Raw genomic sequence first — 22626 nt, 5'->3', positions numbered from 1 at the left:
CCGCCTTCTTATTATTTTGAGAGCTCTGCGCCGGCCGATGTGGCAACCCGCACGCCACCCTGCCCCGCGAGGATCAAATTGCCATTGCCTGCTGCCGTGACCGCTGAGAGTGAAATGCGGTCCGGGCGATTGAACACACTGAAGGTCTGGCCGTCGTCATGGCTGACCACCACGCTCCCGCCGTTGCCGACCACAACAATGGAACCGTCCTCCAGCAAGGTCGCCCCCGACAGGCCAAACTCCAACGCGCCACGCGCCGCGTTCAATTGGACCTGCTCCCAGGTGCTGCCGAAATCGGTGGAGCGGTAGAGGTTGCCGCGCAACCCATACGCCAGCAGGGTTTGCGGCTGTGCGGTGCTGATCACGCCAAACAGCGAACCCTCGTAGGGGCCTTCGAGTTTTTCCCAGGTCTGGCCGTCGTCGCTTGAGCGAAACATGCTGCCTTGCTCACCGACAATAAACAGGCCGGCGCCCTTGATCTGGGCGATGGCGTTGAGGTGGTACTGGTCTTCGTTGTCGAGACGCTCGCTGACATCGTTCCAGGTTTTGCCGCCGTCGGTGGTTTCGATCAGCGCACCGTAGGCGCCCACGGCCAGGCCGTGGTTGGCGTCGTTGAACCACACATCGAGCAACGGTGCTTCGCGCTTGAGGTCTTGATATTGCTGGGTCCACGTGGCGCCGCCATCGGTACTGGCAAGAATCTGCGCATCATGGCCGACGGCCCAGCCGTGCTGGTCATCGACGAAAAACACCGCCGTGAGCAGTTGCCGAGTGGGCACTTTGGCTTGGGTCCAGGTGTTGCCCTGGTCATCGGAATAGAGGATATGTCCACGATCACCGACCGCCACCAGGCGCTTGCCTGCGTGAACCACGTCGATCATCAAGCCTTTGGCGGCCCTGGGGGATTCAATTGCAAAGACTGCGGCGGCGGGGGTATCGCTGGCAGCCAGAACCGGCAGCGACAATGCGCTGCCAGCAAGCAGCGAGAGCGCTGTGGCCAGCAACGCAACCCTGCGTGCGGCGCGTGGGCGGCAAACAACCCAACCCATGACAGGCTCACTCATAGACCTTTCTCCCATTTATTATTGTTAGGTCGTCTTCTGTTCCAGGACCTTGAAACCTGCAATCTAGAGCGCCTGGAGGAAGCAGGGGCCATCCTATCGGGCTTTGGAATCGTCTGACAATCGGCGCTACGTTATCTTTTGTTAACTGGCGGCTTTTGGCCATGTGCTGAATATAGCTACATCAGCTGAAATGATGGCCCCACGTGATCGTTCCCACGCTCCGCGTGGGAATGCATCCCCTGACGCTCCGCGTCATCACCGCGCAAACAGCGGGGCGCAGAGCGCCCCGGGCGGCATTCCCACGCGGAGCGTGGGAACGATCAGGAGAAATGAATTTTTATTCCATCTATTGAATTTGGTGAATTTTTATTCCATTAATGGCGTTCCTGAAAACAATAATCCAAAGGACCACGACGATGCGTGAACTCGGAATCGGCTTGATCGGCACAGGCTTCATGGGCCGCGCCCACGCGCTGGCGTTCAACAACGCTCGGGCGGTATTTGAACTGCCCGTGCAGCTCAAGCTGGCCGCCCTGGCCGATGCCGACACCGAACGCGCCCAGCGTTGCGCCAGCGCCTGGGGGTTTGCCCAGGCTCATGGCGACTGGCAAGCGTTGATCACTGACCCCAAGGTCGATGTCGTGGCTATCACCACCCCCAACCACTTGCATTACCCCATGGCCATGGCCGCGATTGCGGCGGGTAAAGCGGTGTATTGCGAGAAACCCCTGGCCGTCAGCCTTGAACAAGCCGACGCTATGCGCCGCGCCGCCCATACCGCCGGAGTGGTAACGCGGGTGGGTTACAACTACCAGCACAACCCGATGATCGTGTTGGCGCGGCAGATGATCGCCCAAGGCGAACTGGGCCAACTCATCAGCTTCCAGGGTGAGTTCAGCGAAGACTTCATGGCCGACCCGGCCTCCCCTTGGTCGTGGCGCTGCGAAGTGGAGCATGCTGGCGGCGCCCTGGCTGACCTGGGCAGCCATTTGCTGTCGATGGCCCGCTATCTGGTGGGCGAGGTCACTCATGTCTGTGCCGACACCCAGACCGTGCACGGCCAGCGCCCCGCCACCGCCGGCAGCCCAACCTCAAAAGCCATTGCCGTGGATGACCAGGTGCATGCCCTGTTGCGCTTCGCCAACGGCGCCCGTGGCACGGTGAGCAGCAGTTGGCTCAAGCACGGCTACAAAAACCATCTGAGTTTCGAGATCAGCGGCACCCAAGGCACGCTGGCGTTTGACCAGTAACGCTTGAATGAACTGCGCCTGTACCGCATCGGCCAGGACGGCTTCCAGCGCGTGCTGGCTGGCCCTGCCCTGCCCGGCTATGCGGCATTCAGCCCGGCGGCGGGGCATCAGTTGGGTTACAACGAATTGAAGACGTTGGAAGTGTACGAGTTGATCATGGCGCTGGCCGGCCAAGGGGCGCTGGGGACGGACTTTGAGGCGGCCTGGGAGGTGGAGCGGCTGGCGACGGCGATTCGAGTGGCCGCCCTTGAGGAGCGCTGGGTGAAAGTGGGCACGGTTTAAAATGTGGGAGCGGGCTTGCTCGCGAATACGCTGTGTCAGTCGGCACATTCAGTGCCTGAACCGCCGCTTTCGCGAGCAAGCCCGCTCCCACATTTGGTCATCTGAACCATTCAATCAGCGCAAGGCCCGGCGCAGCACTTTGCCCACCGTGGTCTTGGGCAATTCCATGGTGCGGAACTCCACATATTTAGGCAGCTTGTACCCCGTCAGGTACTCTCGGCAGTGCGCAAGAATCTGCTCCTGTGTCAGGCTCGGGTCCTTGCGCACGACGATGATCTTGACTTTCTCCCCGGTCACCGCATCTTCCACACCAATGGCGGCCACTTCGGCGACCCCAGGGTGCATGGCCACCACGTCCTCGATTTCATTGGGGTACACGTTGAAGCCCGAGACCAGGATCATGTCCTTCTTGCGGTCCACCAGGCGGATATACCCGCGTGCGTCCATCACGCCGATATCCCCGGTAGACAGCCAGCCCTCGGCATCCAGCACCTCGGCGGTTTCCTTCGGTCGTTGCCAGTAGCCCTGCATCACTTGCGGGCCACGTACTTGCAACTCGCCCTGCTCGCCGATATCCGCCAGTTCGCCGTCTTCGCGTAAGAAGCGCACCCAGGTCGAGGGCAACGGCACGCCAATGCTGCCGGTGAATTCCATCTCGCGCATGCGCGAAATATCGATGGGGCTGATGCTCACCACGGGCGAGCACTCGGTCAGCCCGTAACCTTCGATGATCGGCAGCCCGGTTACTTCCTTCCAGCGCTTGGCCACCGCGGTGTGGGTGGCCATGCCGCCAGCAATCACCAGGCGCAGGTCGGAAAAGTCCCGTGCACAGAACTCCTTGTTTTCCAGCAAGCCATTGAACAGCGTGTTCACCCCGGCGATGCCATTGAAGCGTTCCTTGCGCAGGATCATCTGCACGCGCTTCACGTCCCGAGGGTTGGCGATGAGGATATTGCGCCCGCCCAGGCACATGAACATCAGGCAGTTCACCGTCAGCGAGAAGATGTGGTACAGCGGCAGCAAGGTCACGTTGGTTTCCTGCTTGTGCAGGTTTAACTGATCACCGACCCAGGCCTTGGCTTGCAGCAGGTTGGCGATGATATTGCGGTGGCTGAGCATCACGCCCTTGGCATCACCGGTGGTGCCGCCGGTGTATTGCAGGAAGGCCAGTTCATCGCGGTGCAGGCTGACCGGTAAATGGTGCATGGCCCTGCCCTGTTTGAGCACTTGGTTGAAACGCAGCGAGCCGGGCAGCCTGAAGGCTGGTACCTGCTTCTGCACGCTGCGCAGGATGAAGTTCATTGCCGCGCCCTTGAAGGTGCCCAGCAAGTCACCGATCGCCGCGACCACCACACGCTTGACGCTGCTGCCGACCATGGCTTTTTCCAGGGTATGCGCGAAATTTTCGAAGATCACCACGGTTTCGGCACCACTGTCCTTGAGCAGGTGCTTGAGCTCGTGGGCGGTATACAACGGGTTGACGTTGACCACCACCGCCCCGGCCAGGATCGTGCCCAGCAGGCAGATCGGGTACTGCAAGCAGTTGGGCATCATCAGGGCCACGCGATCGCCCTTCTTCACGCCCTGGTCCTGCAGCCAGGCGGCAAAGGCAATGCCCTGGGTGCGCCAATCGGCATAGGTCATTTCAGTACCGATGCTGACGTAGGCCACCCGCTCACGGAATTTTTCCAGGTGCTCAAGGAACACTTCGCGCAACGAGGGGTAGTCCTCGATCCCGGCCTCTATATCCGCCGGCACGCCAGGCAGGTATGTGTTCAACCAGATGCGTTCGGTGTGTTCCAGGCTGATCGCGTTCATCGCAGTGTCCTTATTGTTGTTTTTGATAGCGCTACTTCTCGACGATGGCGGTGATGCCCAACCCACCCGCCGCGCAGATCGAGATCAGGCCGCGACCGCCACCGCGTTCATGGATAGCCTTGGCCAGCGCCGCCAGCTGCCGGCCACCGGTGGCCGCAAAGGGATGGCCGCAACCCAGTGAGCCGCCGTTGACGTTCATCTTGGCCCGGTCAATGGCGCCCAGGGGGGCGTCAAGGCCGAGTCGCTCGCGGCAATACTGCGGGTCTTCCCAGGCCTTGAGCGTGCACAGCACCTGGGCGGCGAACGCTTCGTGGATCTCGAAGAAATCGAAGTCGGCAAACCTCAAGCCTTCCCGCGCAAGCATGCGTGGCACGGCGTAAGCCGGCGCCATCAGCAGGCCCTCGGTGCCGTCGACAAAATTCACCGCAGCCGTTTCGCCCGTGCGCAAGTAGGCCAACACCGGCCAGCCATGGGCGGCGGCCCATTCTTCACTGGCCAGCAGCACCACCGAGGCGCCATCGGTCAGGGGCGTGGAGTTGCCGGCGGTGAGCGTGCCGTTCTGGCGGTCGAAGGCCGGCGACAAGCCGGCGAGCTTTTCCAGGCTGATATCGGCACGCAGGTTGTTGTCACGGGCCAAGCCGCGGTGGGGGCTGATCAGGTCGTCGAAGAAGCCGCGTTGATAGGCCGCATCCAGGCGCTGGTGGCTGGTGAGGGTCAGCTCGTCCTGGGCCAGGCGCTTGATCTGCCAGCGCTTGGCCATTTCTTCGCAGTGCTCGCCCATGGACAGCCCGGTGCGCGGCTCGCCATTGCGCGGCAGCAATGGTTTGAACAGCATCGATGGGCGCACTTTCATCAAGGCCTTGAGCTTGTCGCCCAGGCTTTTGGCGCGATTGGCCGCGAGCAAGGTATGGCGCAAGGATTCGTTGATGCCAATGGGCGCGTCGGAGGTGGTGTCGGCACCACCGGCAACGCCCACTTCGATCTGGCCGAGGGCGATTTTATTCGCCACCAGCAGCGCAGCTTCAAGCCCTGTGCCACAGGCTTGTTGCACATCATAGGCAGGGGTTTGCGCAGACAACGTGGTGGACAACAGCGCCTCGCGGGCCAGGTTGAAATCCCGCGAGTGCTTGATCACCGCTCCGGCAGCAAACTCACCCAGGCGTTGGCCGTGCAGGTTGTAGCGCTCCACCAATCCTTGCAGGGCGGCGACCAGCAGGTCCTGGTTACTGTCGTGGGCATACACCGTGTTGGAGCGCGCAAATGGAATACGGTTGCCGCCGATAATCGCCACGCGGCGGGTCGGGGCCGGGGTAAAACTGTAGTCACTCATTGCTGGCTCTCTTTCCAAATGAATAGCCCGCGCATATGGGGCTTGTCCCCGACAAAATTGCGCACTTCGAACTCGCGCCGTGGCCCGCTCGCCGGGTGGCGCCACAGGGCGACCTGGCCGGGCAGGAAGATCGGCAATTTGAAGTCGCAATGTGCCTCGGCCTGGTCCAGGCCACCGGGCGGCTGTTGCGCTGCCAATGCGCGGCCCAGGGTCCACATGCCATGGGCGATGGCGCGACGAAAGCCGAAGAGCCTGGCACCGATGACCGACGTGTGAATGGGATTGAAATCCCCCGAGACCTTGGCAAAGCGTCGCCCCAGGTCGGCGGGCAGTACCCAGCGCTGGGTGCGTAACAGGCCGTCTTCCTGTAGTGGCAGAGGGTCATTCCAGGGTTCACCCACCGGATTGCTGACGTCACGGCGCAAATACAGGCTATCGCTTTCCCACACCAGGGTTTCCTGGCTGTAGGCACGGGTAGCAATGCTCAACGCCTGCCCTTTGAGATGGGCCACCCAGCGCTCGCAATACACCTCCAGGCGCAACGCCTGGCCCTCGTGCAAGCGCTGGTGCTGACGAATACGATTGGCCAGGTGCACCATGCCACTGGCCGGGTAGGGAAAGCTTGGCCGAGTCAGCAGCATGAGGTGCAGTGGGAACGCCAGCACATGGGGATAGGACAATGGCACGCCCTGCTCGCGACGAAAACCACACGCCCGTGAGTAAGCGGCGATACCGGCCGACGAAAGCTCCACCGCGCTGCGCACCAGGCGTGCGGTGGGCAATGGCGGCGCACCGTCGGGCTTGGGTTTGCGCAAGGCGCGCAGGCCGTCGAGCAACAACTGCGTGCGCGACGGCGGTGGGTCGATGATCTGTGTCACGTAGTCCATCGGTCAGGCTCCCAACAGGCTTTGGCCGCACACCCGCACCACCTGGCCAGTGACGCCGCCCGACGCCGGATGCGCCAGCCAGGCGATGGTCTCGGCCACGTCGATGGGTTGCCCGCCCTGGGACAACGAATTCATGCGCCGCCCCGCTTCGCGGATCATCAGCGGGATCTTCGCGGTCATCTGGGTCTCGATAAAGCCGGGTGCCACCGCGTTCACCGTGACCTGCCGGGCTGCCGCACGCGGCGCCAGGCCCTGTACCAGGCCGATCACCCCGGCCTTGGACGTGGCGTAGTTGCTCTGCCCCAGGTTGCCGGCGATACCGGAAATCGACGACACGCACACAATGCGCCCACCAGGGTTCAAACCCTGACTGTCGAGCAAAGCCTCACTGAGCTGCCACGGCGCTTCGAGATTGACCGCCAGGACACTGCGCCAGGCGACCTCGGTCATTTTGGCGATGGTCTTGTCGCGGGTGATCCCGGCGTTGTGCACCACCACATCAAAGGCGCCGTATTGGCTGACGTGGGTTTGCAACAGTGAGGCGGTGTCGGCGGCGGTGATATCCAGGGGCAACGCCGAACCGCTCACGCTGGTCGCCGCCTGCTGCAGGGCTTGCTGCGCCTGGGGCACGTCCACACACACCACATGGGCACCGTCGCGCGCCAGCACCTGGGCAATCGCCAGGCCGATGCCACGGGAGGCGCCGGTGACCAGGGCACGTTTGCCGGCAAAGGGTTTGTCCCAGTTGATGGCGGCGTGGCCATCGACCGGTTTTTCCAGGCGCACCACTTGCCCCGAGACATAGGCGGAGCGGCGCGACAGGAAAAACCCCAGGCTGCTGTCCAGCGCGTCTTCCTCGCCCGGCGCCACGTACAGCAGTTGCACGGTAATCGCCCGGCGCAGCTCCTTGGCCAGCGAACGCACCAAGCCTTCAAGAGCGCGTTGGGCGATGGCCTGGGGCAAGTCGTTGCAATGCTCGGGTGCCGTGCCGAGTACCACCACCCGGCCATGCTGGCCGAGGCGCTTGGCGTTGCTGTGAAAGAACAGGTAGAGCTCATCCAGCTGCTGCAGGTCGGTCACGCCGCTGGCGTCGAACACCGCGCCTTGCACCTTGACCGTGGACGGTGCCTTGAGCGTCGCCGGGCTCGCGGCGACGGTGTCGGTGGCGCTGAACACGCGCTGCACCGAGGCCACCAGCCGCCCTGCCCCGGCGATGATCACAGGATTAGCCAGGCCGGCCTGGCCGCTGCGATGCCGTTGCAGGGGCAAGGGTTGCGGCAAGCCGACCGCCTGGGCCAGACGCCGGCCCCAGGGGGAATTGACGAACGAAAGGTAGCTGTCACTCATAGAGGTTCCACTCACAACACAATGGCTGTCTTGTAAACCCGATCGAATGGGGGAGCTGGCTTGCCTGCGATGCCGACGACTCGATGTATCAGTCAAACCGAGGTGATGCCATCGCAGGCAAGCCAGCTCCCACAGGTGGACCGGGGTTCTCTTAATTGACCGGAGCGCTGCGCCGTTTGGCCACCGGCTCGAGCGCCTGCTTACGCTGCTGCAGGGCCTCCAGCAAACCAAAGTCCTGGGGAAAGTCGTCCACCTGGATACCGTGGTCGGCGTATTCCACATAGCGCGCCAGCAAGGCGTCTTCGTCGTCGCTGATCAAGTCCAGCGCCCGCGCCTTGACGCGCCAGTCGGTGAAGGCCGTGGCAGAGATCGGCAGCGGGCCGAGCAAACCTTGCTTGATGGCGGGTTTGAGCCGCGCCTCGATCAACTCCACTTGGGGCAACAAACGGAACCCCAGTTCGCCATACGCCAGCTTGTCGATTTCCGGACGCGGGATGTAGGAATTGGCCAGCAACCGGTCGCGGGTCTCGCCAGGGGTCTGCACCACCTGCGCCACCTGCGCCAACAGACGGTCCGATGGTTTGCGCAGCGGGATGCCAAACGGAAAACTCAAGGTGCGCACCACCGCCGCAGCGGGTTTTGAGGGGTAGTTGTCGAGCACTTCGGCCAAGGCTTCATGGGCGCGCAGCAACGCGTCCTGGGCCGCCCAGTGCACCAGCGGCAAGTCCGCCTGGGGCCTGCCGTCATCCTCGAAGCGCTTGAGCACGCAAGACAAGATGTACAACTGCGACAAAATATCCCCCAGGCGCCCGGTGATACTTTCCTTGCGCTTGAGGGCACCGCCCAGCACGCCCATGGAAATATCCGAGATCAGCGCCAGCACCACCGACAGCCGATTGGCCTGGCGGTAGTAGGCAGCCAGCGCCGAGTCGGTCTTGGCCGGGGCCGCAATCAGGCGTCCGCCGGTCAGGGCATGCACCGCTGCGCGTACAGTGTTGGCCACGACAAAACTCACATGGCCAAACATTGCGCTGTCGAAGTCTTCCAGGGCCTTGCGCCGGTCGGGGTTGTGCGCCGCTTCCATCTCGCGGAACACGTAGGGATGGCAACGAATCAAGCCCTGGCCAAAGATGATCAGGCAGCGGGTCATGATGTTCGCACCTTCCACCGTAATGGCGATGGGGCTTTGCTGGTAGGCACGGGCGAGGAAGTTATTGGGGCCCATGCAGATGCCTTTGCCGGCGACGATGTCCATGCCGTCGTTGACGATGATGCGCGCCCGCTCGGTGACGTGGTACTTGGCAATGGCCGAGATCACCGACGGTTTCTCGCCGGCGTCCAGGGATGCCACCGACACCTTGCGCACCGCATCACAGGCATACAGATGCCCGGCCATGCGCGCCAGCGGCGCCTGTACACCTTCGAACTTGCCGATGGGCAGGCCGAATTGCTTGCGCATCGCCGCATAGGCTGTGGTACCGCGCACCGCCACTTTACCCAGGCCGACGTTGGCCGATGGCAGGGAAATCGCCCGGCCTGCCGCCAGGCATTCCATCAACATGCGCCAGCCGTTGCCGATTTGTTCGCGACCACCGATCACCCACTCCAAGGGAATGAACACATCCTTGCCGGTAGTAGGACCGTTCTGGAAAACCGCATTCAACGGCCAGTGACGCCGGCCGCTGTTTACCCCTGGATGGGAGGTGGGGATCAACGCACAGGTAATGCCCAGGGAACCTGGCGCGCCAAGCAAGCCCTGCGGGTCTTCGGCGCGGAACGCCAGGCCCAGCACCGTGGCAATCGGGCCGAGGGTGATGTAGCGCTTGTCCCAGGTCACTTTGAAACCCAGTACTTCCTCGCCCTCATGCATGCCTTTGCAGACGATGCCCAGGTCAGGGATCGCGCCGGCATCGGAGCCGGCATACGGGCTGGTCAGGGCGAAACACGGAATATCGTCACCGCGTGCCAGGCGCGGCAGGTAGTAGTTGCGCTGAGCGTCGGTGCCGTAATGCAGCAGCAGCTCGGCCGGCCCCAGGGAGTTAGGCACCATCACCGAAATAGCTGCCGCCGAGCAACGTGTCGACAGCTTCATCACCACTTGAGAATGGGCGTAGTGGGAGAAGCCTTTGCCGCCGTACTGCTTGGGAATGATCATGCCGAGGAACCCGGCCTCCTTGGTGTACTGCCAGCCCTCGGGGGACATGTCCTGCCAGACTTGCGTGGTTTCCCAGTCGTTGGCGATGTCGCACAGGGTTTCGACTTCGTTGTCGAGGAAAGCTTGCTCCTCGGCGCTCAGGCTGGCCGGCGCGGCTTGCAGCAGGCGCTGCCAGTCGGGTTTGCCGCTGAACAGCTCGGCATCCCACCACACCGTGCCGGACTCGATGGCCGCACGCTCGGTATCGGACATTGCCGGCATGATCGTACGAAACAGGCCCAAGGCCTTGGTAGTCAGCAACTTGCGGCGCAGGGGTTTGATTGCCAGCACCAAGGCGGGCACCACCACCAATACCGCCGCCAGGGTAATGCCCGGCACGGCCACCGCGTTGAACAGATAACCCGCCGCTAACCAGACCAGGCCAGCGCCCAGCCAGAGGGTGGCGGCGGCTTGTCGATACGCCAGGGCAATCGCGGCGGCGAGACCCACCAATAACCAGATAAGCATGGGGATACCTCTACTTGATTCAGGGCGTAAAACCACACTACAAACTTCAAATCATAAATTCAAATAATGTTTTGAAATTTTTATTTAGTGTGTTGACGAAAAAAATCAGGCTGAACGACTCAGCCTTGTGGAATAAGAAACCAGAACAGCCTAAACAGCCCCGGCAGGGTCTCCAGGTGCACTGGGAACCCTGCTCGACAACTGCTCCACGTGCCCTTTAGAACTTGTAGGTAGCCGACAGACTGACCACATCACCTGACGATTCGGCTTTGCCGTCCAGTTGGGCGGCTCCGAGACGATCAACGTTCTTGGTCTTCAGATTGACCTTCTGGACGAATTGGTGCGAATACGCGGCATCCACTGACAGACCAGGCACAGCCTTGATGTCATAACCGGCACCAAACGCCAAGAAATAGCGGTCGCCGTCGGGGATCCGGGGGTCACGCGTGGAGTTACGGGTAGGTGTCTGGTCGTAAGCTACACCGGCACGCAGGGTAAGTTCGTCAGTGGCTTTATAGTCGCCACCGATCGAGGTCATCCAGGCGTTCTTGTAGTTGTACGGGATGGCAACAATAGTCGAGCCTTGCGACTTGAGTGTCAGGTCTTTGAACGAAGACCATTCAGTCCACTGGGCGCTGACACCTAATGTCCAGCGATCATTGAACTGGTGGACCCAGTCAATCGCCGCAGTAGCCGGAATATCCAACTGAGTGCTGGCATGCGCCCCGTCCGGGAAAAGCTTCAGCCCCGGATACGCCATTTCAACCAATGTTTCGCCGTTCGGTCCAATAGGATTGGTCATCGCGTTGCGACCGATAGCATCCGTATAGACATTGTATTTGCCGGTCATCTTGTTTTTGATTTTGGCGTGATAGTTCAAGCCCAGTGTGTCTTGCGCCGTCGGCTTCCATACCACACCGCCAAACCAACCGACCGAGATATTATCGACTTTCACACGCATCAACGAATGCCCTACACCGGTCGGAAAGCCGGTCCCGCCGAGTCCGGGAGAGACGTCCGCCGCTGCCAGCAAGTCGACGTTCTGGCTGACAAATCCCTGGCTGCGCTGGACGATGGCGCCACCGCCGACCGAAAACTGGTCATTGACCTTGAACGACAGTGAGCCTGTCAGGCCAACGGTCTCAATTTTGGTGTCGACTGCAAAATCCCGCAGCTTGGAGTCTTCGTTCCAAGTTGTTCTCATGCCCTGGGGGACCACCTGGCTCAAGCCAAACGCAAAGCGGTCGCCGATTGGGATCACCAGGAAACCGGTTGGCAGCCACGCGGTAAAGCCACCTTGCCCCCCGTTATTGTTATTGAGCGTCGGATCGCCCATGCTGCCCTGATCATCCAATACCGGCGTATTGGTCACAGGATTACCGTTGTGGTCAAAAGCCTGACCCGAATATTTGATCTTGACCCGGGCATAATCGACAGTCTGCTGCGCGATAGTTGAATCGATGAACGCCATGGCCGCCGGGTTGTTGTACGCGGCACTGGGGTCGTTCTTGAACAATGAACCGCCGCCAAACGCACGGCCCCAGCCAGGCGCACCGTAGGTTGGCGTGGAGAAGCCGCCCGCCTGCACATGTCCCGTGGTCATCAAACCTCCCAACAGCGCCAACCCCAGTAACGTGTGAGCGTGTTGTTTCTTATTATTCATGCGCTGCTCCTTATTATTATTTCGCCCGGCCCCTGCCGGTGGGTCGTGTGGCCGCAGGCACACCGTAAGTACCCTGCCCAACCGATGCCTCGCATGAGGCATCGGCCTTTCACGGGTGATCAGCCCTCTGGAGTCACATGCTTACGGGTTAACCGTCAGCGTCGGGGCAACAACATTCAGCGATACGACGGTGCAGTTGCCGGTCAGCGACTGATTGGTGGCCGAAAGTGTTTTGGTACCAGGAGTCCACGCCACGGCAATGGTGGTAGGGCCGCAGTTAGTGGCCGGAATCGAGGAGATTTTGTAGCCTACGTTGGTCACGGTGCCGGTGGTGCCCGTCGCTGCGGTAAGAACCCAAGGCAGGTTAGTCAGCGTGGGCAGTGCGCACAGGCCGCCGCCGGTCAAGGACGCACCGTTGATAGAAGCCACGCCACCGCTAACGTTGCCGGTAAAGGTAATGCCGCAAGTCACTGCCGCACCGAAGGATGAGGGCGACTTCACCACGATGGTACCGGCATTAGTCGAGAACGGACCGTCTGGAGAAACGGACGCCGCGCTCGCCATGGAGGCGGCACCAAAGCACAGAGCAAACGAAGTTGCACAAACGAGGGTTTTCAAGCTTTTCATTGTTTTTCCTCACATGTTATGGCGATTCATTTCGCCAGGGGTAATGGCCATGATCGAGAGGTCACGGTGAAACTGCAGAACTTCCCTTTCCAGCCAAATTTCAATGCATTTACCGCTACAACTGTCGGAACGTGTTATTCGACAACTTTGAAGTTGGGCGGCATCTTGATCGACACCGTCTTGATCTTGCAGTCTTCGCCAATCGCAACATCGGCGGCTTCCAACTTGCCGGTGGCGTTATCCCAAGTACCGTCGGCCGTCGACGGCCCACACTTGCCACCCAGGCCAAAGGCATGCACGTCTACGCTGATCTTCGACATGGAGCCGCTTTTTGTATCTTTGGCGATTAACACCCAAGGCAAGTTGATGGCTTCGACACGGCTGCACTTGAGGCCACCGTCGAACTCGACTTTGTCGACATTCACCGATGAACCATCGGCTGCAACCTTGCCGGCTACCTTGATGGTGCAGTCGGCACTGATGAGCTTGCCTTTGGAAAAGCTGATAGGTCCTTGGGCAGTGAAGGCACTGCCAGCAGGTTCGATACGCGCAGCCTGAGCCTGGTGGTAAGCAATCAAACCCATGGCCGCCAACAGGATGTGGGCGGTGAACTTGGCAGAACTTTGCATGGTGTACGTCCTTCCCTTGAAATTATTGTTGTAGGGTCAAACCAGGTTCTTGCACTCAAAACGCCGGGCGACAAGGACCTGCGCGATACACAGATCCCGAGTACACCCTGAAGGCTTACTTCATCTCAAAACGGCTTGGCACTACCGCTGTACTTCTCCAGATACTTCAAACGCTTTGACGGCTGAAGATTGGTCAGGTTGATATCGCCGGCATAGTGATTCAGTACACGATGGTCCATGCGACGCCGCCACAAGTACGGCACATAAGCCCAGACAATCATGCTGGCGTAGCCATAGGGAAGTTGCGGTGACTCATCAAAATGACGCAGCGACTGATAACTGCGCGTGGGGTTGGCATGGTGATCGGAGTGCCGTTGCAACTGGAACAGAAAGATATTGGTGACAATCCGATTACTGTTCCACGAGTGACGCGGCGAGCAGCGTTCATAACGACCATTGGGCAACTTCTGACGCTTGAGGCCGTAATGCTCGACATAGTTCACCACTTCCAGCAACGAGAACCCGTAGATGCCCTGGATAATCAGGAACGGAATTACCGCCGCCCCCAGCCAGGCAATCATTGCGCCCCACAACACCACGCTATACATCCAGGCGCTGAGCACCGCGTTCTTCCAGTGCAGGGCCGGCAGGCCGAGTTTGCGCAGGCGTTCGCGCTCCAGGTTCCAGGCCGACACAGCGCTGAACCACACCGAACGCGGCAGGAATGCCCAGAAACTTTCACCCAGGCGCGAGCTGGCCGGGTCTTCCGGCGTGGCGACCCGCACGTGATGGCCACGGTTATGTTCGGTGTAAAAGTGGCCATAGAAGGTCGGCGCCAGGGTGACCTTGGCCAGGAACACTTCCAAGGGCTTGGGTTTGTGCCCCAGCTCATGGGCGGTGTTGATGGCAATGCCGGTGGCGGCCCCGGTGGACATGGCCATGCCCACATACGTCAACCAGCTGACTGCACCGTGAAGTTCAGTGCGTGCGGTGATGAACGCGGCGGTCCTGGCCAGCCAGTTCGAGGGTTCCAGGGTGGCCGTGGCCCGCAACAGGCCGCCGTTGATGATCCAGTCGATACCGCCCGCAGCGAGCCAACCGGTGATCACCACCGAGGCAATCACAAACAGCACGCCGGTGTAGACGATCCAGCGGTAGTAGCGTTGGGATTCAAGGTGGCTGACCGCAGATTCGGGCGGGTTGCTGACGTCTTCGCCGAGCAGGCCGTCAATCAGCGGGATCAAGCCGAAGATCACCAGCACGCCCACCCACCACAGTTGTTGCACGCCTGTGGTGATGGCAAGGGCGCCGGAGAGCAAGGGCGTCGCCAGCGGCATAATGCCCAGCCACCACAGGTGGCGTTTGCCGTCGGCCCACACGGTCGCAGCTGCCAGAGTCTGGTTCATGGCAGCCTCCGCACACATTCGGTAGGCAATGCGGCAGCGGTGCGCTGACTGCTGCGAGAAATCATGCATGCGATAAAAGGCGTTTTTTTCATTATTTTATTCGCTCTTAGGCATTTCAAAAATAATTTCAAATTACACATTGAAATAATTTTTTTAAATAAATAGCGCGGAATCGTTAGGTCGTCAACTAGTTTCTCCAGCCCTTTTTTCCGTGACCGAGCAGTCTCTTTTCAGCCATCTGGTCAGGTGCTCAGGGGCAGGCGTCAACGCCAGGCGCCGCAGTCAGGTGGCACTGTTACTGGCTCGCCAGGGCGACAGGTGGGTTTAACGGCCGGACGCTCTCGCCGGGTCGAGCCCGCTTGGCCACCTGCTCCACCAGCGCCGCCACGCGCTCGGTGGCGGTGATCGGCAACATATGCCCACGGCCTTCGATCACTTGCATTTTCAGCCCTGGCACCTTGCTGGCCAGGGCCTGGCCGTGTTTCTGGAAGTCGAGCACCTTGTCCTGCGCGCCGTAGATCAGGCCGATGGGCAGGGTCAATCGGGAGTAGCGCTTGACCATCTCCGGCAGGTGGTCGTTGACCCGGTTGATCTCGGTGGACGCGGCGTAGAAATTGTCGGGGCGCATGCCCAGCAAACCGCCGCCACGGGTGGCAAAGTCCGGCGGCGCAGGATCGGGGGCAAATACGCCCTTCACCACCGAGTCTTTGGTCAGCAGGCCGATGGGCAGGGTCAAGGTGTGCGCCACCCAGCGCCGCAGCCAGGCCGGGCGCACGGCCAGAGACAGAAACACCAGCGGCAGCATGCGTTGGGGGTGAGTCAAGGGCGCAACCAGCACCAACCCGGACACCGCATGAGGATGGTCGAGGGCCAGCGCCAGGGCAATCGCTCCGCCCAGGGAGTGCCCCAGTATCAGCGGTTTGCCCAGATCCAGCGCCTTGATGAAGGCCGCGATTTGTCGCGCCTGGGCCGGCAAGTCTGCCGGCGTGCCGCTGTGCCGGGTGGAATAGCCTGAGCCCGGCCGGTCGAGGCTGATGACCCGAAAATGCTCACGCAACTGGCCGGACAAGGCATAGGTCAGGTTGCGACTGCTGCCCATCAGCCCGTGAATCATCACCAGCGGCGGGCCCTTGCCCTCTTCGACATAATGAAAGCGCTCGCCATCCACCTCGACGAAACGCCCGTTGATCGGCACGGTCGCTTCAATGCGCCGCGTCATCCAGGCACTCAAGCCCCATAACGCCGCACTGGCGCCCGCCAGCACACCCGCAGCGACAACCCATTCGACAGCCATAGCTCGGTCCTCTGCTTCCCTGCTGCTGGCGACCCGACCGGAATTGATCTGGCCCCAGCCATCGTCCACACCCTGGACCTAGACTTCATGCATACCACGTTCGTCCGTCGGACAAATCGCTCATGCGCAACAAGGCCCTAGCGTAGGCGAATTTTTCAGGTAGATTATTTAAAATCTTTTTTAAAATAATTAATTCAATTTTCCTTTGCAATGGTGTTCTATCTAAAAGACAAAACAAAAACAGGAGCACATCCGATGCCCAAGCGCTTTATTGACGAGGCAGCCCTATGAATGCCCCCAGTGACTCAATCGACATCGCCATCATTGGCTCCGGGTTCGCGGGCCTGTGCATGGCGATCAAACTCAAGGAAGCCGGGCTCACCGACTTCTTTATCGCCGAACAGGCCCAGACCCTCGGCGGTACATGGCGCGACAACCACTACCCAGGTTGCGCCTGCGACGTGCAGTCCCATGTGTATTCGTTTTCCTTTGCGCCCAACCCGAACTGGACGCGACAGTTCGCGGCGCAACCCGAGATCCGTGCCTATCTGGAAGACTGCGCCAGGCACTTCGAGCTGGCGCCCTACCTGCGCTTTGGCATGGGCCTGCAACGGGCGCTGTTTGATGAACAACAGCAGCGCTGGCAACTGACCTTCACTAACGGCCGCCACGTCAGCGCACGGGTGCTGGTGTCGGGAATGGGGGGCTTGTCGCGCCCGGCAATGCCAGATATCCCAGGGCTGGACAGTTTCAAGGGCAAGCGCTTCCACTCCCAGCAGTGGGATCACGAGTACTCCTTGAAGGGCAAGCGCGTGGCGGTAATCGGCACCGGTGCCAGCGCCATCCAGTTCGTGCCGCAGATCGCCCCGCAGGTGGCGCACCTGGACCTGTTCCAGCGCACACCGCCGTGGATCATGCCCAAGCCTGATCGGCCGATTTCCGCTGCCGAGCGCTGGTTGTTCAAGCATGTACCGCTCACCCAGAAGCTGGTGCGTGCTGCGCTTTACTGGGCACTGGAAGGCCGCGTGGTGGGCTTTGCCCTGCATCCACGCCTGATGAAAATGGTGCAGAAAATCGCCCTGCGTCACCTGCGCAAACAGGTGGCCCGCCCTTCCCTGCGCAAAACACTGACGCCGGACTACACCATCGGCTGCAAGCGCGTGCTGATTTCCAACGATTACTACCCGGCACTCTCGCGCAGCAATGTCGAGGTGGTCACCGACAACGTGCTGCGCATCGAAGCCGACGGCGTGATCACCGCCGACGGTATCAAGCACCCCGCCGATTGCCTGATCTTCGGCACGGGTTTCCAGGCCAGCGACCCGTTGCCCCGTGGCTGCATCATCGGCCGTGACGGCATCGACCTGATGGATGCCTGGCGCGATGGCGCCCATGCCTACAAAGGCACCACCGTGCCGGGCTACCCGAACCTGTTTCTGATCGTGGGCCCCAACACCGGCCTGGGGCATAACTCGATGATCCTGATGATCGAGGCTCAGGTCGCGTACATTCTCGACGCCCTGAAACACATGCAGCGCCAGCGCCTTACCACGGTAGAGGTCAAGCCCGCCGTGGAGCACGCCTACAACCAGCAGTTGCAGGACAAGCTCAAGCGCACCATCTGGAACACCGGCGGCTGCCAGAGCTGGTACCTCGACCCGCGCACCGGCAAGAACACCACGCTGTGGCCCGGCTCGACCTGGCACTTCAAGCAGGTCACCCGGCATTTTGCCCTCAAAGACTACAGCGTCAGCCAGGCGCCGGCGCCCGCCCTGCCGCGAGCGGTTGCAACGCCCCACTCCACCACAGAAGGCAGCCTGTCATGAAGTCATTCAACGGCCGCGTTGCGGCGATCACCGGCGCGGCTTCCGGCATGGGCCGCTCATTGGCCCTGGCCCTGGCGCGGGAAGGGTGTCACTTGGCGCTGGCAGACAAAAACAGCCAGGGCCTGGAACAGACCCTGGCGCTGATCCGCACCTCGACCTTGTCGCCCGTCACTGTCACCACCCAAGTGCTGGACGTGTCCGACCGCCAGGCCATGCACGATTGGGCAGCACGCTGCGTGGCCGAGCACGGCAAGGTCAACCTGGTCTTCAATAATGCCGGGGTGGCGCTGTCGAGCACCGTCGAAGGCGTGGATTACGCCGACCTGGAATGGATCGTCGGCATCAACTTCTGGGGAGTGGTGCATGGCACCAAGGCATTCCTGCCGTACCTCAAGGCCAGCGGCGACGGGCATATCATCAATACGTCCAGCGTGTTCGGCCTGTTCGCCCAGCCCGGCATGAGCGGCTACAACGCTACAAAGTTCGCGGTACGCGGCTTCACCGAAGCTTTGCGCCAGGAACTCGACCTGCAACGCTGCGGCGTGTCGGCCACCTGTGTGCACCCCGGTGGCATTCGTACCGACATCTGCCGCAGCAGCCGCATCGACGCGAACATGACCGGCTTTCTCATCCACAGCGAGCAACAAGCCCGCGCCGATTTCGAAAAACTCTTCATCACCGACGCCGACCAGGCCGCCAAAGTGATCCTGCAAGGCGTACGCAAAAACAAGCGTCGCGTGCTGATTGGCCGCGATGCCTATTTCTTCGACCTGCTCGCCCGTTGCCTGCCGGCGGCCTATCAGGCCCTGGTGGTGTTTGCCAGCAAGCGCATGGCGCCCAAGCCGCGCACGCCCGTGTTTGAAACCAACGACGAGCCTCGACTCTGAACAGGAGCACGCACCATGCTGCCGATCCGTCGCGATATCCGTTTTGCCTTGCCTGCCGAGCGCATCAAGAACTGGCACGAACAAGGGCCTGTGGTCAGCCATTTCTTCAATGCCCTGTCGCTGCTGTTTCCCCAGGGCGAGCTGTTCTTCATGGACAGCGTGCGCCACTACCGTGGGCAGATCGACGATGCCGAACTGAAAAAAGAGATCCAGGGGTTTATCGGCCAGGAGGCCATGCACAGCCGTGAACACGTGGCGTATAACGACTTGCTGCAAGCGGCCGGCCTGCCGGCGCACACCCTTGACCGACGCTTGAAGTTCTTCCTCGACCTGCAGAAAAAACACCTGCCGGCGTCGTTCAACCTGGCGGTGACCATCGCCCTGGAACACTACACCGCCATGCTCGCGGAAATCCTGCTGAGCGACCCTTCGCGCTTTGGCGACTCACTCAAGGGTTACCAGCAGATGTGGTACTGGCACGCCCTGGAAGAAACCGAACACAAAGCCGTGGCGTTCGATGTGTGGAACAGGGTGATCAAGCCAGGGCCTGCACGTTACCTGCTGCGCACCGGCACCATGCTGACCACCAGCGTGCTGTTCTGGGTGGTGGTGCTGGATTTTCACGTGCGCCTGTTGATCGCCGACCGCACTTCGGGCGGCACGCTGAAGGGCTTGTGGCGCATGGTGAAGTTCTTGTATGGGCCCAAGGGTGTGTTTCCACGGATGTGCCGGCCGTGGCTGCATTACTTCAAGCCGGGCTTTCATCCCTGGGATCATGACAACCGGGCACGATTGGCGGGCATTGACCGGTTGGTCGAAGAGATAGAGCGCACGCGCCGCAGCTACGACGCTTATCAAACTGACGCCTCCTGACCTAAATGCGGGAGCGGGCTTGCTCGCGAAAGCGGTGGGTCAGTCATATTGATGTCGACTGACACGCCGCCTTCGCGAGCAAGCCCGCTCCCACAGGGGGATCGCGTTAAGGCAGTGAGGGTTACGCCAGGCTCTTGCTGACCACCTCAAACACATCGCTGGACAGTTCACCCGCACCCAGGATGCGCTCCAGCTCCGCTTTCATCAGCGCCTGCCGTGCGCTGTCGTATTTACGCCAGCGTGTCAGCGGCGCCAGTTGGCGCGAGGCGATCTGCGGGTTCAAGGTATTGAGCTGGATTACCAGGTCGGCCAGGAAGCGGTAGCCCGAGCCATCCGCCGCATGGAAGTTGATCAGGTTCTGCCCGGCAAATGCGCCCACCAGTGCGCGCACCTTGTTGGGGTTCTTGATGGTGAACGCCGGGTGCTCCATCAACGCCTTGACCCGCGCCAGCCCGCCCGGCAAGGTGCTGCCGGCCTGTACGCTGAACCATTGGTCCATGACCAGCGGGTTGTCCTTGAAGTTTTCGGCAAACACCGCCAAGGCCTGGGCTTTCTCTGCTTCAAACGGCGAGTTCACCAACACCGCCAACGCCGTCAGGCGTTCGGTCATGTTATCGCTGGTGTCGAACTGATCCAGGGTGGCCGCCAACACTTCTGGCTTGCCGCTGAGCATCAGGTACGACAGCGCGATGTTCTGCAGCGCACGCCGGGCGAAGTGCTCGGCTTCTGCCACGTAAGGCGTTTGCTTGGACAGCTCGCGGTTGGCCTGGTAGCGCAGCCACAAGCCTTCGAACAGGTTGTCGGCCAGTTGCTTGCGGGCAAACTCGCGGGCAGCGTGGATAGCGTCCACATCCGCCACCTCGCTGATTTCCGTGAGGTAGGCTTCGCTCGGCAACGAGAGCATTTCGGCGACCATGGCCTGGTCCAGGCTTTCATCACTCAACACCGTGCGCAGCGCGTCGATCAAGCGTTGATCAAGCTTCAGCGGCTGGCCCGCCTGATGCTGGCCGATCAGCTCCTGCAACACCTGCACGGCCAACTGCTGGCCGGCATCCCAGCGGTTGAAACCGTCGCTGTCGTGCTGCATCAGGAACATCAGTTGATCGCGGCTGTAGGGGAAGCTGAGCTTCACCGGCGCCGAGAAACCACGCAGCAACGAAGGCAAGGGTTTTTCAGCGATGTCGACGAAGGTAAAGGTCTGTTCCGCTTCGGTTACCGAAATTACCCGCGAAGTGTCGCCCGCCGTCGCTTCACCGGCCAGGCGCAAGGCAATGCCGGCGCCCTGCCCGTCCAGCAAGCCCAGCGCCACCGGGATCACGAAGGGCAACTTCTCGACCTTATCCGGAGTGGGTGGGCAGCTCTGGCGGAAGGTCAGGCTGTAGGTCTTGGCCGCCGCATCGTAGGCCTCGCTTACCGCCAGGCGCGGGGTACCTGCCTGGCTGTACCAGCGCTTGAACTGGCTGAGGTCGGCGCCGTTGGCGTCTTCCATGGCCTTGATGAAGTCATCGCAGGTCACGGCCTGGCCGTCATGGCGTTCGAAATACAGGTCGCTGCCTTTGCGAAAGCCCTCGGCACCGAGCAAGGTGTGGATCATGCCGACCACTTCCGAGCCCTTTTCATACACGGTCAGGGTGTAGAAGTTGGAGATCTCGATAAAGCTGTCCGGGCGCACGGCGTGGGCCATGGGGCCGGCATCTTCAGCGAACTGGTGGGTACGCAGGTACGCCACGTCCTGGATGCGTTTGACTGTGGCCGAGTTCATGTCGGCAGAGAAGCCCGAGTCACGGAACACGGTGAAGCCTTCCTTGAGCGACAGTTGGAACCAGTCGCGGCAGGTCACGCGGTTGCCCGACCAGTTATGGAAGTATTCGTGGGCAACGATGGCTTCGACGCGCTGGTGAGCGGCGTCTGTAGCGGTTTCGGCGCGGGCCAGCACGGCGCTGGAGTTGAAGATGTTAAGGCCCTTGTTCTCCATGGCGCCCATGTTGAAGTCGTTGACCGCGACGATCATGAAGATGTCCAGGTCGTACTCGCGGCCGTAGGTCTCTTCGTCCCAGCGCATGGATTTTTTCAGGCTGGTCATGGCGTGCTGGCACTTGTCGATATTTTCCGGCTCGACGTAGATGCGTAGCGCGACTTCGCGGTTGGTCATGGTGGTGAAGCTGTCTTCAACGCACCACAGGTCACCGGCCACCAAGGCAAACAGGTAGGCCGGTTTCTTGAACGGGTCTTCCCAGGTCGCCCAGTGCCGGCCGTCTTCACCGGGGCCGCTGGCGATCGGGTTGCCGTTGGACAACAGCACCGGATAGCTGTGCTGCTCGGCGATCACCGTGGTGGTGAACACGCTCATCACGTCCGGGCGGTCGAGGTAATAGGTGATCTTGCGGAAACCTTCGGCCTCGCACTGGGTGCAGAACATACCGCTGGATTTGTACAAGCCTTCCAGGGCGGTGTTGGTTTCTGGGTGGATCTTGACGGTGGTGTCGAGGGTGAAGGTCTCACTGTTGGGCTGCACGGTCAGGTGGCTGTCGGTCAGCTGGTAGTCAGCGTCCGTCAACGGCTGGTCGGCCAGGTTGACACTCAACAGCTCAAGTTGCTGGCCATCGAGCACCAATGGCGGCAAACCGGCGCCGCGCTCGGGGTTGCGGCGCATCACCAGCTGCGCGTGGACCAGGCTGTGGTCCTCGAACAACTCGAAGGTCAGGTGCGTCTCGTCGATCAGGTAGTCCGGCGCCTGATAGTCCTTAAGGTAAATCATCTTCGGTTGTTCGGTGCGCATGC

Annotated in this window: 15 protein-coding genes and 1 pseudogene; 4 read left to right on the top strand and 12 right to left on the bottom strand. The window is 61.1% G+C overall.

The annotated features are described in order from the left end of the window. Positions 1–11: 11 nt before the first annotated feature. A complete protein-coding gene (locus BOP96_RS07770; RefSeq protein ID WP_014718301.1) occupies positions 12–1049 on the bottom strand; it encodes a WD40/YVTN/BNR-like repeat-containing protein in 1038 nt (345 codons plus the stop codon). Positions 1050–1480: 431 nt separating this feature from the next. Here BOP96_RS07770 and BOP96_RS07765 point away from each other — a divergent pair. Next, positions 1481–2596: pseudogene (locus BOP96_RS07765) on the top strand (Gfo/Idh/MocA family protein). Between the two features lie 114 nt (positions 2597–2710). Here BOP96_RS07765 and BOP96_RS07760 read toward each other — a convergent pair. The 10 genes from BOP96_RS07760 to BOP96_RS07715 form a co-directional block, all read right to left on the bottom strand. Beyond that, positions 2711–4414 carry an AMP-binding protein gene (locus BOP96_RS07760; RefSeq protein ID WP_014718299.1) on the bottom strand — a complete coding sequence of 568 codons (1704 nt, stop codon included), beginning with the start codon at positions 4412–4414 and terminating at the stop codon, positions 2711–2713. Between the two features lie 31 nt (positions 4415–4445). Then, positions 4446–5744 carry an acetyl-CoA C-acetyltransferase gene (locus tag BOP96_RS07755; RefSeq protein ID WP_019820212.1) on the bottom strand — a complete coding sequence of 433 codons (1299 nt, stop codon included), beginning with the start codon at positions 5742–5744 and terminating at the stop codon, positions 4446–4448. Next, positions 5741–6631 carry a MaoC/PaaZ C-terminal domain-containing protein gene (locus BOP96_RS07750; RefSeq protein WP_058410555.1) on the bottom strand — a complete coding sequence of 297 codons (891 nt, stop codon included), beginning with the start codon at positions 6629–6631 and terminating at the stop codon, positions 5741–5743. Before BOP96_RS07750 ends, BOP96_RS07755 begins: the two co-directional genes overlap by 4 nt. A 3-nt stretch (positions 6632–6634) precedes the next feature. Further along, on the bottom strand, positions 6635–7978 hold the full coding sequence (locus BOP96_RS07745; protein ID WP_073452341.1) for a 3-oxoacyl-ACP reductase: 1344 nt from the start codon (positions 7976–7978) through the stop codon (positions 6635–6637). A 151-nt stretch (positions 7979–8129) separates the two neighbouring features. Further along, positions 8130–10640: an acyl-CoA dehydrogenase gene (locus BOP96_RS07740; protein WP_073452339.1), complete on the bottom strand. Its 2511-nt coding sequence runs from the start codon at positions 10638–10640 to the stop codon at positions 8130–8132. A 217-nt stretch (positions 10641–10857) separates the two neighbouring features. Further along, positions 10858–12303 (bottom strand): outer membrane protein transport protein, encoded by a 1446-nt coding sequence (locus BOP96_RS07735; protein ID WP_014718294.1) that lies wholly within the window; start codon positions 12301–12303, stop codon positions 10858–10860. Positions 12304–12444: 141 nt separating this feature from the next. Beyond that, positions 12445–12930, bottom strand: coding sequence for an alkane oxidation protein activator PraB (gene praB / locus BOP96_RS07730; protein WP_014718293.1), 486 nt, complete (start codon positions 12928–12930; stop codon positions 12445–12447). A 134-nt stretch (positions 12931–13064) separates the two neighbouring features. Beyond that, positions 13065–13559 (bottom strand): alkane oxidation protein activator PraA, encoded by a 495-nt coding sequence (praA, locus tag BOP96_RS07725; RefSeq protein ID WP_014718292.1) that lies wholly within the window; start codon positions 13557–13559, stop codon positions 13065–13067. Between the two features lie 125 nt (positions 13560–13684). Beyond that, positions 13685–14965: an alkane 1-monooxygenase gene (locus BOP96_RS07720; protein ID WP_014718291.1), complete on the bottom strand. Its 1281-nt coding sequence runs from the start codon at positions 14963–14965 to the stop codon at positions 13685–13687. A 295-nt stretch (positions 14966–15260) separates the two neighbouring features. Further along, entirely contained in the window at positions 15261–16259 is a 999-nt protein-coding gene (locus tag BOP96_RS07715; RefSeq protein WP_014718290.1) for an alpha/beta fold hydrolase, read from the bottom strand. A 287-nt stretch (positions 16260–16546) separates the two neighbouring features. Here BOP96_RS07715 and BOP96_RS07710 point away from each other — a divergent pair, with 287 nt between their 5' ends. The 3 genes from BOP96_RS07710 to BOP96_RS07700 are packed head-to-tail and all read left to right on the top strand — an operon-like array spanning position 16547 to position 19845. Further along, positions 16547–18085 carry a flavin-containing monooxygenase gene (locus BOP96_RS07710; RefSeq protein WP_073452337.1) on the top strand — a complete coding sequence of 513 codons (1539 nt, stop codon included), beginning with the start codon at positions 16547–16549 and terminating at the stop codon, positions 18083–18085. Beyond that, entirely contained in the window at positions 18082–18972 is an 891-nt protein-coding gene (locus BOP96_RS07705) for an SDR family NAD(P)-dependent oxidoreductase (protein ID WP_073452335.1), read from the top strand. The genes BOP96_RS07710 and BOP96_RS07705 overlap by 4 nt, the downstream gene beginning before the upstream one ends. 15 nt (positions 18973–18987) lie before the next feature. Further along, complete coding sequence (locus tag BOP96_RS07700) at positions 18988–19845, top strand: metal-dependent hydrolase (protein ID WP_073452332.1); 858 nt, start codon at positions 18988–18990, stop codon at positions 19843–19845. Between the two features lie 121 nt (positions 19846–19966). Here BOP96_RS07700 and pepN read toward each other — a convergent pair whose 3' ends face one another. Then, positions 19967–22624 carry an aminopeptidase N gene (gene pepN, locus BOP96_RS07695; protein ID WP_073452330.1) on the bottom strand — a complete coding sequence of 886 codons (2658 nt, stop codon included), beginning with the start codon at positions 22622–22624 and terminating at the stop codon, positions 19967–19969. Positions 22625–22626 lie beyond the last annotated feature (2 nt).

Source organism: Pseudomonas sp. FSL W5-0203 (assembly GCF_001896155.1).
Taxonomy (GTDB): domain Bacteria; phylum Pseudomonadota; class Gammaproteobacteria; order Pseudomonadales; family Pseudomonadaceae; genus Aquipseudomonas; species Aquipseudomonas paracarnis.
Note: the sequence above shows the minus strand (reverse complement) of the source record. Positions and strands in the feature narration are given on the sequence as shown.

Excerpts from the sequence above, each read along its gene's own strand:
- BOP96_RS07770 (WP_014718301.1), bottom strand. The coding sequence starts at position 1,049 with ATGGGTTGGGTTGTTTGCCGCCCACGCGCCGCACGCAGGGTTGCGTTG.
- BOP96_RS07760 (WP_014718299.1), bottom strand. The coding sequence starts at position 4,414 with ATGAACGCGATCAGCCTGGAACACACCGAACGCATCTGGTTGAACACA.
- BOP96_RS07755 (WP_019820212.1), bottom strand. The coding sequence starts at position 5,744 with ATGAGTGACTACAGTTTTACCCCGGCCCCGACCCGCCGCGTGGCGATT.
- BOP96_RS07750 (WP_058410555.1), bottom strand. The coding sequence starts at position 6,631 with ATGGACTACGTGACACAGATCATCGACCCACCGCCGTCGCGCACGCAG.
- BOP96_RS07745 (WP_073452341.1), bottom strand. The coding sequence starts at position 7,978 with ATGAGTGACAGCTACCTTTCGTTCGTCAATTCCCCCTGGGGCCGGCGT.
- BOP96_RS07740 (WP_073452339.1), bottom strand. The coding sequence starts at position 10,640 with ATGCTTATCTGGTTATTGGTGGGTCTCGCCGCCGCGATTGCCCTGGCG.
- BOP96_RS07735 (WP_014718294.1), bottom strand. The coding sequence starts at position 12,303 with ATGAATAATAAGAAACAACACGCTCACACGTTACTGGGGTTGGCGCTG.
- praB (WP_014718293.1), bottom strand. The coding sequence starts at position 12,930 with ATGAAAAGCTTGAAAACCCTCGTTTGTGCAACTTCGTTTGCTCTGTGC.
- praA (WP_014718292.1), bottom strand. The coding sequence starts at position 13,559 with ATGCAAAGTTCTGCCAAGTTCACCGCCCACATCCTGTTGGCGGCCATG.
- BOP96_RS07720 (WP_014718291.1), bottom strand. The coding sequence starts at position 14,965 with ATGAACCAGACTCTGGCAGCTGCGACCGTGTGGGCCGACGGCAAACGC.
- BOP96_RS07715 (WP_014718290.1), bottom strand. The coding sequence starts at position 16,259 with ATGGCTGTCGAATGGGTTGTCGCTGCGGGTGTGCTGGCGGGCGCCAGT.
- BOP96_RS07710 (WP_073452337.1), top strand. The coding sequence starts at position 16,547 with ATGAATGCCCCCAGTGACTCAATCGACATCGCCATCATTGGCTCCGGG.
- BOP96_RS07705 (WP_073452335.1), top strand. The coding sequence starts at position 18,082 with ATGAAGTCATTCAACGGCCGCGTTGCGGCGATCACCGGCGCGGCTTCC.
- BOP96_RS07700 (WP_073452332.1), top strand. The coding sequence starts at position 18,988 with ATGCTGCCGATCCGTCGCGATATCCGTTTTGCCTTGCCTGCCGAGCGC.
- pepN (WP_073452330.1), bottom strand. The coding sequence starts at position 22,624 with ATGCGCACCGAACAACCGAAGATGATTTACCTTAAGGACTATCAGGCG.